This is a genomic window from Bacteroides graminisolvens DSM 19988 = JCM 15093 (assembly GCF_000428125.1).
Classification (GTDB): Bacteria; Bacteroidota; Bacteroidia; order Bacteroidales; family Bacteroidaceae; genus Bacteroides; species Bacteroides graminisolvens.
This window is the reverse complement of sequence record NZ_ATZI01000001.1, coordinates 291,882-309,545: the sequence shown is the minus strand read 5'-3', so window position 1 is coordinate 309,545 and position 17,664 is coordinate 291,882. Positions and strand designations below refer to the sequence as shown.

At 39.6% G+C, this 17,664-nt stretch carries 12 protein-coding genes; 4 read left to right on the top strand and 8 right to left on the bottom strand.

What is annotated here, in order from left to right; all coding sequences use genetic code 11:
• Positions 1–13: 13 nt before the first annotated feature.
• The 6 genes from C511_RS0101235 to C511_RS0101210 all read right to left on the bottom strand — a co-directional run bounded on the left by C511_RS0101235 (position 14) and on the right by C511_RS0101210 (position 11,306).
• Complete coding sequence (locus C511_RS0101235) at positions 14–1,954, bottom strand: sialate O-acetylesterase (protein WP_024995457.1); 1,941 nt, start codon at positions 1,952–1,954, stop codon at positions 14–16.
• A gap of 63 nt (positions 1,955–2,017) precedes the next feature.
• A complete protein-coding gene (locus C511_RS0101230) occupies positions 2,018–3,382 on the bottom strand; it encodes a DUF5125 domain-containing protein (protein WP_024995458.1) in 1,365 nt (454 codons plus the stop codon).
• Between the two features lie 11 nt (positions 3,383–3,393).
• Positions 3,394–4,902 (bottom strand): glycoside hydrolase family 30 protein, encoded by a 1,509-nt coding sequence (locus tag C511_RS0101225; RefSeq protein ID WP_081698247.1) that lies wholly within the window; start codon positions 4,900–4,902, stop codon positions 3,394–3,396.
• Positions 4,903–4,925: 23 nt separating this feature from the next.
• A complete protein-coding gene (locus tag C511_RS0101220; RefSeq protein ID WP_024995460.1) occupies positions 4,926–6,455 on the bottom strand; it encodes a RagB/SusD family nutrient uptake outer membrane protein in 1,530 nt (509 codons plus the stop codon).
• A gap of 20 nt (positions 6,456–6,475) precedes the next feature.
• A complete protein-coding gene (locus tag C511_RS0101215; protein WP_024995461.1) occupies positions 6,476–9,457 on the bottom strand; it encodes a SusC/RagA family TonB-linked outer membrane protein in 2,982 nt (993 codons plus the stop codon).
• 211 nt (positions 9,458–9,668) lie between these two features.
• Complete coding sequence (locus C511_RS0101210; protein WP_034781513.1) at positions 9,669–11,306, bottom strand: DUF6377 domain-containing protein; 1,638 nt, start codon at positions 11,304–11,306, stop codon at positions 9,669–9,671.
• Between the two features lie 184 nt (positions 11,307–11,490).
• On the opposite strand from C511_RS0101210, the gene C511_RS0101205 reads away from it, so the two are divergent.
• Positions 11,491–12,747 carry a carboxypeptidase-like regulatory domain-containing protein gene (locus C511_RS0101205; protein ID WP_024995462.1) on the top strand — a complete coding sequence of 419 codons (1,257 nt, stop codon included), beginning with the start codon at positions 11,491–11,493 and terminating at the stop codon, positions 12,745–12,747.
• A 103-nt stretch (positions 12,748–12,850) separates the two neighbouring features.
• On the opposite strand, the gene C511_RS0101200 is transcribed toward C511_RS0101205, so the two are convergent.
• Positions 12,851–14,071: a M16 family metallopeptidase gene (locus C511_RS0101200; RefSeq protein WP_024995463.1), complete on the bottom strand. Its 1,221-nt coding sequence runs from the start codon at positions 14,069–14,071 to the stop codon at positions 12,851–12,853.
• 104 nt (positions 14,072–14,175) lie between these two features.
• Here C511_RS0101200 and C511_RS0101195 point away from each other — a divergent pair, with 104 nt between their 5' ends.
• The 3 genes from C511_RS0101195 to C511_RS0101185 are packed head-to-tail and all read left to right on the top strand — an operon-like array spanning position 14,176 to position 16,248.
• A complete protein-coding gene (locus C511_RS0101195) occupies positions 14,176–14,739 on the top strand; it encodes an LOG family protein (RefSeq protein WP_024995464.1) in 564 nt (187 codons plus the stop codon).
• Positions 14,732–15,337 (top strand): SIS domain-containing protein, encoded by a 606-nt coding sequence (locus C511_RS0101190; RefSeq protein ID WP_024995465.1) that lies wholly within the window; start codon positions 14,732–14,734, stop codon positions 15,335–15,337. Before C511_RS0101195 ends, C511_RS0101190 begins: the two co-directional genes overlap by 8 nt.
• Positions 15,325–16,248: a carbohydrate kinase family protein gene (locus C511_RS0101185; protein WP_024995466.1), complete on the top strand. Its 924-nt coding sequence runs from the start codon at positions 15,325–15,327 to the stop codon at positions 16,246–16,248. The genes C511_RS0101190 and C511_RS0101185 overlap by 13 nt, the downstream gene beginning before the upstream one ends.
• 46 nt (positions 16,249–16,294) lie before the next feature.
• On the opposite strand, the gene C511_RS0101180 is transcribed toward C511_RS0101185, so the two are convergent.
• On the bottom strand, positions 16,295–17,647 hold the full coding sequence (locus C511_RS0101180) for a glycoside hydrolase family 43 protein (RefSeq protein ID WP_027317675.1): 1,353 nt from the start codon (positions 17,645–17,647) through the stop codon (positions 16,295–16,297).
• Positions 17,648–17,664 lie beyond the last annotated feature (17 nt).

Sequence of the window (17,664 nt, the reverse complement as noted above, 5' to 3'; positions counted from 1 at the left end):
TACACAGTTCTTTCTATTTGCTATCCTCCCAGTTGTCCGTTCGGAAAGGGGCTGCAGGCAATCCGTCTTTATTATATAAGTTCACATCCGGATTATTAGACCATGCATAGCGTACTGCTATGGGATGAGTAATATGAGTGGAAGAAACAACCACTTTGTCGCCATCTAAATAAGCCTGTGCCCATTCAAACTGCTGATTGGCACCAGCAATAGAAAACCCTTCAATATAGCCATACTTATTCTTCACACACAAGCCCTTCCCTATTTGATCATATTCAATATAAACCTTATTACCTATAACGTTCATTGACTTGAAAACAGGGCCGGAACATGTCATCTCTTCCATTCCGTATGTCTTATTCAAAGCAATTAGTGCCAGACGAAATCCTACGTCCTGCTTGTTTCGAGGGTGAAGATCATCACCATCTCCAATATCCGTAATGACAGCTTGTCCTGTTTGCGGCAGTAGCAATGTCATTGTCTGGGCTTCACGTAGTTCGGCCCATTCACTTCTTTGCGGTTTCACATCTTTAGCCATATAATTGGCTAGTTGCACCCAATAAAAAGGCAACTCACGGCCCCACTTGGAACGCCAGGAATTAATCATGGCAGGAAATAGAGTGCGATAGTCATAAGCATATCCCACATTGCTTTCTCCTTGATACCAAATAACCCCCTGAATAGGGAATGATATGAATGGATGAATCATGGCATTGTAAAGCAGTCCGTAAAGCATGTTGGGTGAAACCGTCACATAGTTGAATGCTTTGTTAGTAACAGAGGATTTATACACCCATTCTCCTGCTAATGAATAGCGTCCTTTGGCGGTTTTTATATACATGTCATCGGCATTGCCATACATGCCACCACCTCCTGAATAATCGGATACCTTCACTACGATTGTATTTTCTCCTTCTTTAAGAAGTTCAGACGGGACTTCATAAATCCTATTTATTGCATAGCCTTTGCTTTCTCCTATCTTAACCCCATTCAGCCAAGTTTCATCATCATCATCAATAGGGCCTAGTTGTATCACCGTGTCTTTGCCCGAATCCTCTTTAGGCAAAGTAAATGTTCGCCTGAACCACACAATACCGTCTACATTACCCAATACATTTTCCCAAACTTGAGGAAGCAGCATCTTTTCCCACAATGAAACATCCGTTGAAGGATTGTACCACTGTTCCTTTACGCCAGGATCACGATCCATCGCTTTCTGATATAAACTCTTATTGATTTCGTTTTCTTTCAAAAAAGAATCAAAGTCGGCCATATCAACAGCTTCGTATTTATCATTGAACCTTCCGGGCAGAGCCTTGTAAGCATCGGGGGTAATCCATGATTCTATTTCGGTTCCTCCCCATGATGAGTTAATAATGCCGATGGGAATATTCAACTCCTGATTAAGTTTCCTGGCAAAGAAATAAGCAACTGCCGAAAAATCCGCCACCTGATCAGGAGAACAGACCATCCACATTCCTTCGCTATCATTGCGGGGCTGTGCGTCCATTCCTTTTGTCACATTGAACGTTCTGATGAGAGGATAGTCCGCATTCTTAATTTCTTCCTGATAATTATCAACGGAACTCCAACCATGAACAGGCATCTCCATATTCGACTGTCCCGAACAAAGCCATACATCTCCTACATAAATATCCTTCAATGTAATATGATTACTTCGGCCTTTTATCTGCATGCTATATGGACCGCCAAAAGCCATCTTATCAAGAGATAATGCCCAATTTCCGTTTTTATCTGCTTTGACTTTCTTGCTCTGGCTGCCAAAAACAACTTCTATAGTTTCGTTCTTATCCGCCCATCCCCATATTTTGACCGGCTGATCTCGCTGTATAACCATGTGATCCGAAAACAAGTGGGGAAGTCTCACAGTAGCACTCACATTTGTTAAGAACAAACTGAAACAGCATAAGAGAATTAATTTTATCTTTTCCATTCTTTGTCTATACAAGCATTCATTGTACCTTAAAAAAAACTAATACCTATTCCTAACGGTTCTTTATTTTTCCGTGATGGTCAGCTTACAACCCACAAGTCCGGCAGGAGCCTCAATTTCAAAAACATAGGTTTTACCTTCGGTGAGGCTTTTGTCTTTTATCAAGGCTAAGTTACCATTGTCAACACCGTTTACATTCTGACCTTCTCCAATCAAGATAAGATCACTCACCACCTCCAGTGTTCTGTCACCACCCGAAACAGTTTGAGAGCCTTTAAAGCCGGTGCCCCAGTCTTTCTGATGAATAAACACGAAATTGATGTTGCTTGCACTAATCATTTCACCCGCAACAAAGCTAGCCCGGTATTTGCCATTGCCCATGGGAGCCATACAAATTCCCATAGATGGGTTCCAACTTGGGGCATATTTTAAAGCAGGTTTACCAACACCGTCGCCAACAATCCATATAGCACCGGTACCGTCTTCTTTCAGACTGGCCGGAGCAGTGCCCGACATCACCTCCACTTTCAAATATCTGCGTACAAAGTCGGCAATAATACGGTAGTCGCCATCAATCGGTTTAAAGGTTAGTTTATCTCCATCTTGTGTGAAGAAATCAGGGTCTATCCACCATTCATTAAAATCATCTATCCCTTCAACACGCACTTCATCTCCTTGCTTCAATGCCAAATCGCGTTTATAACGATCTTCCGTATCACCTTCAGCTAATTTCTCCATCTTCACCCCGTTAACTACATACGCTACGATAAACGGTGCCGCAGAGTAATCCTGTGTATTGAACGAAATGGTGTATTCACCTGCAGTTAAATTAGAGAAAGTAATAGGCTCGGTTGAACCAAAAGCAATCGCACCGCTTTCCCAACCGAAAGTAAGCTCATTGCCATTGGAGGTTGTTTTGGGAGCTTTTATGTAGCCTTTTATTTTCTGAGGGAGTGTTTCTGTTAATTCATAATTGTGACCACTCTTGTGAAGCATTTTATACTCTTTACTAGCTGTCACAAAAGTTAAGTAAGGAAACACCGGACGCGTCACTGTTAAATCATACGTTTTATTAGTCAACGTAAAATTGATGTTTTGTAACGTGAACTCCAGTTTAGCCTTTCCATCGGGGGTATCTTTAAAGAATGGAACATAAATTTTACCGGAATAAGAACCATTGGTTTTGGTTCTGATCACTACTTCGGAAACCTTTTCTTCTCCGTAATAAATTCGGGCCTTTAATGTAGATAGGGGAACCTCATCGGTTACACTGACAGTAAAAGGCAAACTATCACCATACATGGCATTAGTGAATTCAGACTTGATATCCATCACGGGATTTCCCGCTGCTTTCTCATCATCGTCAGAACATGATGCCAACAAGATGACAGAGAACAAAAAAAGGAGTTTATATGTAAGTAATTTCATAATTAGAATTTTTATTTGTTAGTTAACCATCGGTAAGAAACAACAGCTTTAGCAGGCACTTCATGCACAAAGCTCTTTTCGCCATCATATAAGTTTATTTTTTTAGGCATTGACGATTTGTTAAGCACGATGAACGCATAACTGTTATCCGCATTCCTAAAAGCAGAATAAACCAATTCCTTGTCTGTGTATCCGGAAGTTCCAATACGAACAGCTCCGGGTTTTACAACAGAAGATAAATGTCCGATAATAAAATAATGAGAGTTGCAAATAATGGTTTTATAAGTTGCTTTATCAATATCTACTGCACCAAAGCAAGAATTGCATCCGCCGGGTCTGAAAGGGCCTTTTTCTGAATCCAACATTAAATTCCAGACAATGACAGCCTTGCACCAATTGTTTACCGTACCCAGTGCCACTTCTTCCATATCTTCTATCAAGCGCTTTTCAAAGTTCCTACCGTCATTCCACTCTCCGATAGATGTTTCGGTAAAGATCAACTCTTTATCAGGATTGGCATTATGAATAGTGAGTAACTCCGATTTATCGCCTCCATAATTATGATAAGCTGCGCCTGCAACAAAGGTTGCCGTTTGGGCATCTGCGTAAATATGTAACGGATACTGCATCTGATCCTTGGTCTCTTCTTTATGATTATCATAATCATAATTGTGGTCATACAAGTAAATCTTGGTATTGATTCCCTCTTGTTTGAATTTCGGGCCAAGTGCATTTTTAATAAAAGCATTCTGTTCTTCCCATCCCATATACATAGATGCCGAATTTCCCCTATTCAACGGTTCATTCTGAGGAGTAACCGAATAGATAGGAATACCATGTTCCTCCATCGCTTTAATCCATTTCACAAAATAAGTGGCATAATCCTGATAGTAAGCAGGATTTAACTGGCCACTTGTCCATGATTCAAAAGGCTTCAAATCTTTGAGGTTATTAACCTTCATCCAGGTGGGGGGAGTCCAAGGCGTACCCATGATTTTTAGTTGAGGATTGATTGCTAATATCTCTTTCAATACAGGAATAATGTATTTCAATTCTTCTTCTTGCAAAGCAAAATGCTCAATACCTTTTTGATCACAGCAAGTATATTCACTAAGAGAAAAGTCGGAACAGCCGATAGCTATTCTTACATAGCTCTGCCCCATACCGTCTGATTCAGAGAAGGTTCTCTTCAAAAAAGCATTTCTGTCAGAAGACGACATCTTCAATAAATTGAAAGCTGAAGAGCCGGTAATAGCAGTTCCGAAGCCGTCCATCGTCTGATATTTCTTACCGGAAACAAGTGTAATGGTAAAGGGCGACATATTGTCTACTCTATCACTAAAAGATATTTCTTTGGGGACAAATTCAGATGAGCGGGTCGCGGTAGTAACATAAGCTGTTACTACCTCTCCCTTTACGATTTCTTGGTCAGGATCTAATGTATTACCTTTACCGGTACTGCATCCTGTCATAATGAGAAACAATAATGCAAACCATCTTATACTTTTTAGCTTATTCATGCTTGTCAGTAGTTAATTATTGGCTAATAGCCTTTATTTTGAACCATATTTGAATTCGCTTGCAGTACCCTTAACGGTATGGGCAAGCGATAAGAATTCTCAGTAAAGGCTTCTTGGCGTGCTCTTCTTCCAGAATCCTTGGAATAAACAGCATTCATCACGCTTTCCACTTTATCTAATCTGACCAAATCAAACCAACGTTGCCCTTCGAAAGCCAATTCCATGCGTCGTTCTTTCAACAAAGCATTAAGCATGTCTTCCTTATTTCCCTTGATACTAGCCGGTAATTTGGGCAATTTGCGTTTGGTACGTATCTCATCAATAATATTTGCTGCTGCTGTTAAATCGGGAGATGAACGCATGATCAGTCCTTCAGCCTTAAGCAAAAGAATATCAGCATAACGCATCCAAATAATACTACTTTGCGACGAACGACATTTGTACATGAAAGGGTAATGATCTTTAGGATAATAAAGAGACCATCCACATTCATAATAAACAATCGACTCTTGGAAACGTTCCACATCTCCTTCCGATTCATAAAGTTTTATTAAATCACGCGAAGGTGTAACCCACTTATTCCAACTGAAATTTTCGTCCCAATTCAGAAGATTACGACCAAACATCATGTAGCACCAGTTATTGTCGCCCGCCACAAACTGAGCCTCCAATAGGGACTCGCTAGTATTACGGGCTTTTGCATCAATGTAATTGCCTTTTTCATCCTTCTTCATACCAAAAAGCACACTGAAATCGTCTACAAGTTGAGGGCCGTCTTTGGCAACATCATCTGCGTATTTAATCACTTTTTCATAATCTCTCAGCGGCTTTTCGGCGTACAATTTGGCTAGTAATGCGCGAGCTACAGTTTTGGTCATCACTCTTTTATCTGCCGGATTGTAATCGGGCGCATTTTGTACTGCAAATAACAAATCCGATTCTATTTGCTTATAAGTATCTATTTCAGGAGTTTGCAAAGGAAAATATAGCGGATATACTTCGTCGAAATTTTCACTGGTAATATTAGGAGCAACTTTCGTTACGACCGGAATATTTCCCCAGAGACGAACCATATCAAAGTAAATCAACGAGCGAAATATCATTCCTTGTGCCTGATAGCTCTTCACCTCCGCGTCACTCAACGATTTATCGGCAACACTATCTGCATAAATTACCAACTTATTAGCAAGTCCTATTTGACTCAAATAACGATTCCAATCTCTTTCCAATACACTGTTTGTTGCATCGAGCGAGTTGTCTTCATAAGGCAATACCTCGGCATTAAATGCACCTGCATAAGCATTGTCAGAGTGACTTTCAGCCATCAGCATTTTATCAATATACCATTCTTGGTTTCTCAATTCTGTGTAGAGGAGTTTTAAATGTTCTTCTACAGATTTTTTATCTTTAAAAACCACCTCTTTCCCTGTCTCAGATATTCCTTCTGTGACATCGGAATAATCAGATATCGGATCGAAGTCCAACGAACAGGATGCAACAGCCAAAGTAATGGCTCCACCCAATATAATCTTTCCTATATTATTTCGTTTCATCTTTTTCATCAAATTAAAAATTAAAAGTCAACATTAATACCGAACACAAATGATTTGCTGTGAGGGTAAGTGCCCCAATCTATACCTTGTACTGCACCACTATTTCCCCATTGATTAACCTCCGGATCCATGCCGGAATAACTAGTCAGTGTCAGCAGATTATTGGCCGTGAAATAAGGTTGCAAACGTGTAATCCCAGCTCTTGTCAGGAACTTACTTTTGATGTTATAGGATAACGTAACGGTTTTTACACGCAAATAACTTCCGTCTTCCACAAAATAAGTAGAATTCTTGATGTTAAAACCGGCTCTAGGTACACTCGTTATTTGTCCGGGTATTTTCCATCTATCGAGTACAACAGTCGTTTGATTCTTTGCATCAAACATACCTTCTGTTTCCATGCGTGATGCATTATACACATCATTACCATAAGAACCTTGAAGGAAAATGTTCAGGTTGAAATTTTTCCAAGAGAGATTATTAGTCATACCAAATGTAAAATCCGGATTAGGGTCCCCAATAAATGTCTGATCGCCTGGATTTCCACCTTTACCGTTATTATCCAAATCGCGATATATAAGATTACCGGTTTCAGGATCTACACCGTCACTTATGTAACCATAGAAACTACCTAACGGACGTCCGGGTTGATTACGAACAACTTTGGCGTTTACATGATCACTAGTCAAAGCATCTTCATACATGGGTGTATACATCAACTTGGTTAACTTATTCTTATTGAATGAGATATTAAAGTCGGTATCCCACGCAAAAGCTCCTTGGAAATTCTTGGTTGCAACAGCTATCTCAAATCCTTTGTTCTCCATGGCACCCTCATTACGTTGAATGGTAGAAATGGAGCTAGCTCCGGTTGAAGGCATGGTCACATTCATCAACATATCTGTTGTTTTCTTGAAATAATAATCCAATGTAATATTCAACCTACTACTAAAAGCTGTAAAGTCAAGACCAATATTCGTTTGTGTAGTTGTTTCCCATTTCAGGTCTGTTGCTCTTAGGTTAGCAGGAGAAATAGTAGAAAGAACATTCTCTTTTCCTTCTTCAAACCATGCCAAACGCTGTATGTTATATCTTTGCAAATAAGCATAATCATGAATACCCGACTGGTTTCCTGTTTTACCCCAACCAGCACGTATTTTCAAATCATCAATCCAAGAAAAACTTTCCATGAATTTTTCAGAAGAAATTCTCCAGCCGGCCGACATAGAGGGAAATGTTCCCCAACGACTATCTGGATGCAATCTGGATGATCCGTCACGACGCATGTTGATCGTAAGCAGATATTTACTATCATAATTATAGGCAACACGACCAAAATAAGACATAATTCCCCACTCTGAACCGGCAGTACCTGTATTATACCAATCTATCTTATTCGCCGCATTAAGCGTTTCAATATCACTTGATCTGTAATTTGTTCCGTTTATCCAACTATTTAAGTATTCCGATTTGGTATATGAAGTTCCCAACATGGCTTCAAAAGCATGTTTAGCAATACGTTTATTAAACGTAGCCACATTATCTATCGTTATAACAGTATTTCTGTTTCTTTCATCACTTCCAATACCGAAATGCTGTCTTCCCCAACTAGTTTTCTGAGGATCAAGGAAGTTTGTATCAAGTCCATTTCTACGATCTAAGCTAAAAGAAGATTTGAAATTCAGCTCCGGCATAAAAGTTATCAATGCACTTCCAGATAGAATTATACGATCTTCCTTCTGTTTATTGTTTCTACTACGCTCCATATTCTCTAACGGATGAGTAAGATTTGCACCGTAAAAGTTATCGTTATATTGTTCCGGATTGCTCGGATTCCATATAGGTGCATAGGTCGGTGTGTTGATAACGGAGAGCACAACACCACCACGGTTTGAACCTTGACCCGTGATTAAATCATTCTTTATGGTACTAGAATAAGAAATATTAGCTGATAATTTTAACCATTTTCTTACATCATTTTCTATATTACCTCTGAAGTTATAACGTTTGAAAAAAGCTGCATCTAAAGTGCCTTTTTGATCCAAATAACCTCCGGACAGAAAGTACTTTAACCGATCTGTGCCATCAGAAACTGAAGCTTGATAGCTCTGGGTATGACCTATCTGATAAGCCTCATCGAACCAATCTGTTTGATCAGTTAAGCCATCGGGTAAAGAGGTATTTCCAAGTTCTCTTTGTAATTCTACGTATTCTTGTGTATTCAGTACTTTGACATTATCAATCACTTTGTCGATACCATATTGCACATTCAAGGACACCTTAGCAGCTCCTTTTTGTCCGGTTTTAGTTGTAATAAGAACGACTCCATTCGCTGCACGCGAACCATAGATAGCAGCCGATGAAGCATCTTTCATTACCTGCATGCTGGCAATATCATTGGGAGATAGAAAGTCTATCTTATCTACAGGCACACCGTCAACCACATACAAGGGGTCATTACTACCATTAAAGGAAGTCGTTCCTCGGACACGAATGGATAACTCTCCACCAGGCATACCACTAGGTTGAATAACAGAGATACCAGCCACTTTGCCTTGGATGGCTTGTCCGGCAGAGGTGATTGGTCTTTCTATCAAATCTTTTGTAGATACTGTAGAAATAGCAGTCGTTACATCTTTACGTTGTACTGTTCCATAACCAATAACAACTACTTCCTCAAGCATCTCAGCGTCTTCTTGAAGTGTGACTGACATTTGTGAAGTGACTTTTTTCTCCATCGTCTTGTAGCCGACATAAGAGAAAACTAAAACTGCATTTTCTTTTGTATTCAAGGAAAAACGCCCCTCTATGTCGGTAATTGTACCATTGGAAGTTCCTTTTTCAAGAACACTTACCCCGATAAGGGGTTCTTTCGAAGTATCAGACACAAGTCCGGATACACTTAACTGTTGGGCGAATGCCCCCAATGAGAAGAATATTGCCGAGAAAGCAATAAAAAACTTTCGAGCTATAAAGCGGCAGCTCCGCTTACTCTTTTTCATAAGCATTAATTTAAGTTTGAAAATCAAAGTTTACTTTAACCCGCTAGCATGATGTATGCCAAGCGAATCAATCGACACAAAACTAAGCAAAAAGAGAGAGGTGCTTTGGTTCGATGAAAGAAATAGTGGATACAGCCAGAGCATAAAAAGCTGATTATAAGCTAATTATAAAATAAAAACAGGCTTAAAAAGTGGATGAAATACAAAGATATTAGCGAATATTACGAACCATATTTTCAAAGTCATCACGCGAAACCTGGGCTTTATTCTTCACTTTAGCGCGATAATTATAAATGGTATTGACCGAATAACGCAAGAACTCGGCTATCTGCGAACTATCTTCAATACCTAGGCGAACAAGAGCAAAAATACGTAATTCCGTGTTAAGCAATTCTCCTTTTTTAGGTAGGATAGCAGCATCGGGTTGCAACAATTCATTGAATCGTTTCACAAAATCAGGAAACAATTGCAAGAAAGCAGAGTCAAAGTTATCATATAGTTCTTTCAACTCCAAGTCGAGTGTATCTTGAGAGCGTGCAATGCGCAAAAGTTCAGCAGTCTGGCCGCCCGATATTTTCTTACTGACCATGCGACGATAAGCATCCAACTTGTCTATGTAAGTAGAGCATAACTTGATAAAACGGCCAATGTACTCTTCTTTAATTTGGTTGGACTCGGAAAGTTCTATATTGGTTGACTGCAAGCAGCCATTGATTTGTTTCAGTTCCTCATTTAATGCCTTAAGTTGTTCGTTAACTTGCTGCAGGTTATTCCTTGCTACCGAAAGCTTTTTCATCTGACAATAAATGTATGCTAAAGCAACAAATAACAGAATAACCAATGCACTAATCAGCATCAGGTAATTCTCTAACTGCCTATTCTGTCGTTCTATTTTTGCCTGATACGTTTTATCTATAAGAGATAGAATACCTGCACTTTGCAAGCTTCTCAAACGCGCATTATAGAAATTTGTTTCATCCCAGGAAAAGCGTATGTAATGATAAGCCCGCTCCACGTCTCCGTCTTCATAAAGTAACTGCGCCAGCATCCATAAGGAAGCATGGTCTTTTATAGCCGATTGAATATCTGAAAGAGCCGAAAGAGCCAGAAATTTCTTTTCTTGATTCCGATCACCATTTTGTTGAAAAGCCAGGGCTCTATGAAATGTTATCAAAGCATACTCCGGTGTTCCAGACTTAACTTTGGAGAGCCGCATATCATTTACTTGAAGTGCTTCGGCAAATTCACTATTGTCTCTATAGGCTGTTTCTTTCATTGACAGATACAAATCCGTAGAATGATCAACCACATGGAAAAGAGAATCTTTGTACGCATCAGATATTTTTCGGTAACCTGCAGAACTAACCTTGTCTTGCGTATAAAAGGCCAATTCACCGTACACATGATCGAAGCAAGAATAATAATCTGTAAGAAACCGAGCGTTTATAGTACCACGATCAATACTTTCGAGAATATCTACGGCCTCTTTATACATCCCTGAAGACGCCAGCTGATAGGACAGCAAAAGCTTACTTTCATCTTGCTTCATGCGATCGTTCATTTTACCGGCTAACTCAATATTCTTATTTAGATAATGAATGGCAGAATCACAAATATAAGCCCTATACTCTTTATAAAGCTTCCTATTCCTCTCATACAAAGATGTAAGGGAAGTAGCAGGTGGGGTATTCCTTTTAAGTTCATCAATACGCACTTCTTTCTTCATACTGAAAGAACGATGAACTGCAATAATTTTATCGAGTTCATTCAGCAGGGAATCGACCTCATTACCTGCACATATATAGGAGGGAGTAAACACCAAAAAGGCAAAAAAGAGCCTTGTTTTCATTTTAAACATCTTTGTTTTCATACTATACAAGATAGGTATAGGGCAAATATAGTAACATTTGTCTGTTCTGAGACCAAATTCAGTGATTTTATCTGGGGCACCCATTCAACAAAGCGATTCTTCAATTTGTTTATGTATTGAAAGACAAGCATTTACGGATTATTGACCTTTAAATCATTCCACCATGAAAATGTCTGTAAACTCCTCCATTATCCTCTTCATCGTTTTTCTATTCAGTTTAACGAATCACTCTATACGTGCCCAAGAGAATGAGGATGTATTTGTAATCAGCGGAATCGTAAAAAGCCAAAAGAATAAACGTCCGCTCGAATACGTAAACGTTTCTGTGCCCGGAAGTAATGTGGGTACCATTACAAACTCTGATGGAGCCTTTACGCTGAAAGTAAAGAAAAGCTTGCATGCGCATCTTATAGAGATATCACACATCGGTTACGAAACGAGCACTATTCATATCAATCAGAAAGATGTAGATGATAGGGTGATTTATATTACGCCGAATACTGTGGTGTTAAATGAGGTGGTAGTAAAGCCGGTAGATGCACGCAAAATCGTTGAACAGGCATTGGAGCGTATCCCGGAAAATTACAACGATAAGCCTGCCATGTACACTGGATTTTACAGAGAAACTTCTCAAAAAAGAAAAAAATACATCAGTATCTGTGAAGCGGTAATCAACGTCTACAAATCGGCCTACACGGAAGATATCAGCAAAGATAGAGTGAAAGTCTTCAAAGGAAGACGGTTGTTAAGTCCCCACGAAGGAGATACTCTTGCCATTAAACTATTGGGAGGCCCCACACAGGCAATCTTTATCGATATGGTTAAAAATCCGGATGTGTTGCTCAGCAAGGATTGTTTGATGTATTACAATTATACATTCAATGATTACGTAAACATTGACAACAGACCACATTATGCTATCCGTTTTGAACCGCGTATGATGCTGGATGAACCATTGTATCAGGGTACACTGTATATTGATAGGGAAACTCAGGCCATTACACGCATGGAGTTTGCACTCGACATGCGTGATAAGATCAAGGCCACGTCTCTTATTCTACGAAGTAAGCCGGCTGGACTCCGATTTAAACCCGAAAACTTATCTTATCTGGTTACTTACAGACAAATGGGCGGACGCACTTACTTGAATTATGTGCGTACTGAAATAAAATTCAAATGTGACTGGAAGCGTAAACTCTTCTCGACGGGATACACGGTTATCTCTGAAATGGTAATGACTGACCGGATCGACAATGCTGCATCTACCATCACTTATAGGGAAAGTTTCAAGGCCAATCAAGTTCTTTCAGAGAAGGTATTGAATTTTTATGATGAAGATTTCTGGGAAAGCTACAACATTATTGAGCCGACTGAATCATTGGAAAATGCAGTCAACAAGCTCAAAAAAAGCTATAAATAGTTGATTTTGTGTTGGTGATTCTCTCTTGTGAATCTCTGAGAAGATGAATGTGAATTATCTTTTCAGAGATTCATTTTATTACGCAACTCAACAGACTTTGGTTTTACTTATAAATGAGTGTTGAAAGCTGCTCCTCCCCAAACAACTCATTAGCAATTTCAAGCAATTCTGATGAAGTAATGCTTTCTATTCGTTTATAGACGGCCTCGGATGCTTCGTATCTGTTATAATGAAGGAAGGTCTTTGCCATTCCCAAAGCGTTATTCTCGTTATTATCGGAGGCCACTCCGATTTGCCCAATCAATTGCTTTTTGGACGCTGCAAGTTGAGAAGGTGTCAATTTCAAATCACATAACTTCTTCAATTCCTTGTACGTGAGGGTCAAACACCGGTCAACATCATTGGGATCTGTACCAAAATAAATGCAGAAAATACCTGTATCCGTGTACGAAGTCAAATTAGATTCCACACTGTAAACAAGGCCTTTACGCTCACGCAAAGAAACATTCAAACGGCTATTCATGCCGGGACCTCCAAGCATGTTATTCAATAAATATAAACCCGTACGCTTGTTGTTATGCGCATCATATCCTCGGTTGCCAACCATTACATGAGCCTGATGTGTCTCTTTATGGATCAATTTATGCTGAGGAACATAAAGGGGCGGCATAATGCGTTCGGAAATCCGATCGCTCAATGTCAAGTGCCCCGTATACTTCTCTGCCAAACGTATTACTTTCTTGAAATCAACATTTCCAAGAACAAAAAAGACCATATTGGATGGTTGATAATAATTGCTCCAGAAACGTATAATATCTTCACGCGTTATCTGGTTCAGCGATTGAGGGTTTCCTAGAATGTTACGCCCTAAGGAATGATCCTTGAAAATCATGTCTTCGAAGTCATCGAAAATAAGTTCGGAAGGATTATCTTCGTACGATTGAATCTCATCTAAAATGACCTCTTTTTCTTTATCAAGTTCATGATCGGGAAAGGTTGAGTGAAACACCATATCACTCATAAGCTCTACCGCTCGATCCAAATCTTCTGTCAGGAACGATGCGTAAAGGACTGTTTCTTCTTTGTTGGTATATGCATTCAAATCTCCTCCTACATTTTCCATGCGGTTTAAGATATGCCATGCGCGCCGGTGAGTAGTACCTTTAAAAATAAGATGCTCAACCAAATGGGCCATTCCCTGCTCAGAGGAGTTTTCATCGCGGGTACCGGCATCTACAGCAAAGCCGGCATAAGTTACTTTTGAGACCGACGATTCATGAATGATGCGAAGACCATTGGGCAATGTATACTGATTATAATTCATTGTTTTCTAATTGGTTATTGGTACAAGAGCACAAAAATACAACAAAACTTATTGCCATTTATAGGAAATTGCAGATATTTGCAGGCTATAATACATCAAGCTTAATGGAAAAGATAGGAATATTTTGCTCTGCATCCAACAGATTACCATCTGTATATGTGGAAATTACGCGTCAACTTGGCGAGTGGTTAGGTAAAGAAAAAAAGACAATTATATACGGAGGAGCAAATTTAGGATTGATGGAGGACATTGCTTCGGCAGCTAAGGCAAACGGAGCTACACTCATAGGAGTTGTTCCTAAGATACTCGAAAAGAATGGCAAAGTAAGTACTCTTCCCGACAGACTGATACACACAGTTAACCTGAGTGACCGAAAAGACGTTATTGTTGAAGAGTCTGATATACTTGTAGCTCTTCCGGGTGGAATTGGTACGTTAGACGAGGTTTTCCATGTAATGGCAGCCTCAACCATAGGATACCATCACAAAAAAGTCATCTTTTATAATGTAAACGGCTTTTATGATACTTTACTGAAAGCTTTGCAGCAGATGGCTCAAGCCCAATTTATTCGTGGGTTAGAAAAGAATGAGTACTACTTGGTAGCAAATTCATTCAACGAACTGATAAACATCTTGAAAAAACCTAATTTAACTGATAATAATGATTGAATCGATTCAAACTCTCTTGCAGAAAGAGGCAAACGCCGTTCTTAACATTCCGGTAACTGATGCATACGAAAAAGCGGTTGAACTTATTGTAGAGCAAATACACCGAAAGAAAGGAAAGTTAGTCACTTCAGGTATGGGTAAGGCCGGTCAAATTGCCATGAACATTGCCACAACTTTCTGCTCCACAGGAGTTCCTTCTGTTTTTTTGCACCCTAGCGAGGCACAGCACGGTGATTTGGGCATTTTGCAAGAAAACGACTTGCTGTTACTTATATCTAACTCAGGCAAAACAAGGGAGATTGTTGAACTCACCCAATTGGCACATAATCTGAATCGTAATCTGAAGTTTATTGTCATTACCGGAAATGCCGACAGTCCACTTGCCAAAGAGTCGGACGTATGCCTTTGTACCGGTAAACCCGATGAAGTTTGCACATTGGGCATGACTCCAACCACGTCAACAACTGTGATGACTGTAATAGGAGATATATTGGTTGTTCAGACTATGAAGCAAACAAAATTCACAATCGAAGAATATTCCAAACGTCATCATGGAGGTTATTTAGGTGAAAAATCAAGAGAACTATGCGTAAAGTAATCGGAATAGGAGAAACCATTCTCGACATCATTTTCAAAAAAGACAAGCCATCGGCTGCTGTTCCGGGAGGTTCCGTCTTCAACGGCATGATTTCCTTGGGGAGAATGGGTGTGGATGTACGTTTTATAAGCGAAACTGGCAATGACCGGGTTGGAAGAACCATTCTTGATTTTATGCAGGAAAACGGGATATCAACTGATCACGTAAATGTGTTTCCTGACGGTAAATCACCAGTATCTTTAGCATTTCTAAACGATAAAAGTGATGCGGAGTACATTTTTTATAAAGAATATCCCAAACAACGATTGGATGTAATTTTTCCACAAATTAATGAAGATGATATTGTTGTTTTCGGCTCTTTTTATGCCTTAAACCCGGTTCTTCGAGATAAGATGACCGAGCTACTTGAGTTAGCAAAAGAACGAAAAGCCATTATCTACTATGATCCTAATTTCAGGAGCACACATAAAGATGAAGCCATGAAACTGGCTCCTACCCTTATAGAAAATTTAGAATATGCTCATATTGTCAGAGGCTCATCAGAAGACTTCTTCTATATGTATGGACTGCAAGATGTTGATAAAGTATACAAGGACAAAATAAAATTTTATTGCCCTAACTTTATCTGCACATCGGGCGCAAACAATATTACATTACGTACCAATTGTTTATCAAAAGAGTATTCTGTAACTCCATTGCAAGCTGTGAGTACAATTGGAGCTGGAGACAACTTTAATGCGGGTCTTATTTACGGACTGCTCAAATATGATGTCAGATTACGAGATCTGGACAATCTTGATGATGCTCAGTGGGACAGGGTTATAGCTTGTGGGAAAGATTTTTCAGCCGAAGTTTGCAAAAGCTTCAACAACAGCATCTCTGTTGAGTTTGCAGAAGCCTACAAAAAATAAAAGAGAAACCGTATGCGTGTTTCATACGGTTCTCTTTTTCTAACTGTTATTTCGTAAACCTCCAATAATCAAAATACATAATGTTGCTGGCAGCTCTTCCTTTAAAAACAAAGAAAACATCATGAATTCCAGTTATAGGAGTAACATGGGTCTCAATCAAAGCCCATCGATCACTGCCTCCGGTACATGGAACCTTTATTGTACCAACTAAGGGCCCATCTATCTTATCTAACCGAATTTCCATTTCAACGTTGCCATTGTGGGTTGTCCCTACTCTGGCTATGAAGCTTCTAGCAGCAGTCTTCTGAAAATCTACGTTCCTTACTTTCGTGTAACTACCGTTTGTTGTTGCAGTAACAAAGACTCCCACACGCTGATCATGTCCGGACTTAACGCCCTCGGACCAAGCAATCGTTTCCGCTTCTGTCTTCACATAAGGATTCAGTGTTCCCAAAGGTTTCGAAACACCATTCGTCATCTTTAGTTGAGGTAATGACTTATCTTTGTTTATTGCGAGTTCTTCAACACATACTGAACGAGTAAACCCGCTTCCACCGGGTAGAGCCCCATTGTGATAAAAAAGATAAGTGTTGCCTTTAAAATCAATTATCCCGGGATGATTGGTAAAACTACGTCCCTCAGCAGGCATTAATACTCCACCGTATTTCCAAGGACCAGTTGGGCTGTTACTAGTTGCGTAGCCTAAATGCTCGGGAATTGGGCCGGCAGCAAATAAAAGATAATACAATCCATTGCGCTTGTAAAGCCAAGGTCCTTCTTCGTAAAGCGTAGCTCTTTCTGGATTTCCTTCGCGCTTGCCAAAAGACTCTACTGTCATGGGGACACTTACAATATCTCCTTTATACGAAATCATATCCTCATTCAGTTTGACGTAATAACAGTTTGGATTTCCCCAATAGAGATACGCTTGACCATCATCATCGATAAATACAGTAGGATCAATATCACCTTTCCCGCTTTTAACAAGTGGTTTACCCAACGGATCTATAAAAGGACCATAAGGACTATCGGCAACTGCCACACCAATAGCACCTTGGTTGTCTTGTCCCGTTAACGGAACATACATGTAAAAACGGCCGTTGCGTTCTATGCATTGGGCAGCCCAGGCGTTTGCTTTCCCCCAGCTAAAATCCGTATATTTTAAAACAGTTCCGTGATCAGTCCAGTTTACCATATCTGTTGTTGTGTAAAGTCGCCAATCATTCATTGTAAACCAAGTGGAACCATCTTCATCGTGAGTCGTATATAGATAAACCTTATCGTTATATACCATAGGAGCCGGATCGGCCGTATATAATGTTTGAATGATAGGATTCTGAGAAAAACCTTTTAATGCAAACATCAATAAAAACAATAATAAGAAAGATTTGTGTTTCATTTCGATAACTTTAAATA

Coding starts and splice junctions, on each gene's coding strand:
- C511_RS0101235 (WP_024995457.1), bottom strand. CDS start 1,954: ATGGAAAAGATAAAATTAATTCTCTTATGCTGTTTCAGTTTGTTCTTA.
- C511_RS0101205 (WP_024995462.1), top strand. CDS start 11,491: ATGAAAATGTCTGTAAACTCCTCCATTATCCTCTTCATCGTTTTTCTA.
- C511_RS0101230 (WP_024995458.1), bottom strand. CDS start 3,382: ATGAAATTACTTACATATAAACTCCTTTTTTTGTTCTCTGTCATCTTG.
- C511_RS0101185 (WP_024995466.1), top strand. CDS start 15,325: ATGCGTAAAGTAATCGGAATAGGAGAAACCATTCTCGACATCATTTTC.
- C511_RS0101180 (WP_027317675.1), bottom strand. CDS start 17,647: ATGAAACACAAATCTTTCTTATTATTGTTTTTATTGATGTTTGCATTA.
- C511_RS0101195 (WP_024995464.1), top strand. CDS start 14,176: ATGGAAAAGATAGGAATATTTTGCTCTGCATCCAACAGATTACCATCT.
- C511_RS0101225 (WP_081698247.1), bottom strand. CDS start 4,902: ATGAATAAGCTAAAAAGTATAAGATGGTTTGCATTATTGTTTCTCATT.
- C511_RS0101200 (WP_024995463.1), bottom strand. CDS start 14,071: ATGAATTATAATCAGTATACATTGCCCAATGGTCTTCGCATCATTCAT.
- C511_RS0101210 (WP_034781513.1), bottom strand. CDS start 11,306: ATGAAAACAAGGCTCTTTTTTGCCTTTTTGGTGTTTACTCCCTCCTAT.
- C511_RS0101190 (WP_024995465.1), top strand. CDS start 14,732: ATGATTGAATCGATTCAAACTCTCTTGCAGAAAGAGGCAAACGCCGTT.
- C511_RS0101220 (WP_024995460.1), bottom strand. CDS start 6,455: ATGAAACGAAATAATATAGGAAAGATTATATTGGGTGGAGCCATTACT.
- C511_RS0101215 (WP_024995461.1), bottom strand. CDS start 9,457: ATGAAAAAGAGTAAGCGGAGCTGCCGCTTTATAGCTCGAAAGTTTTTT.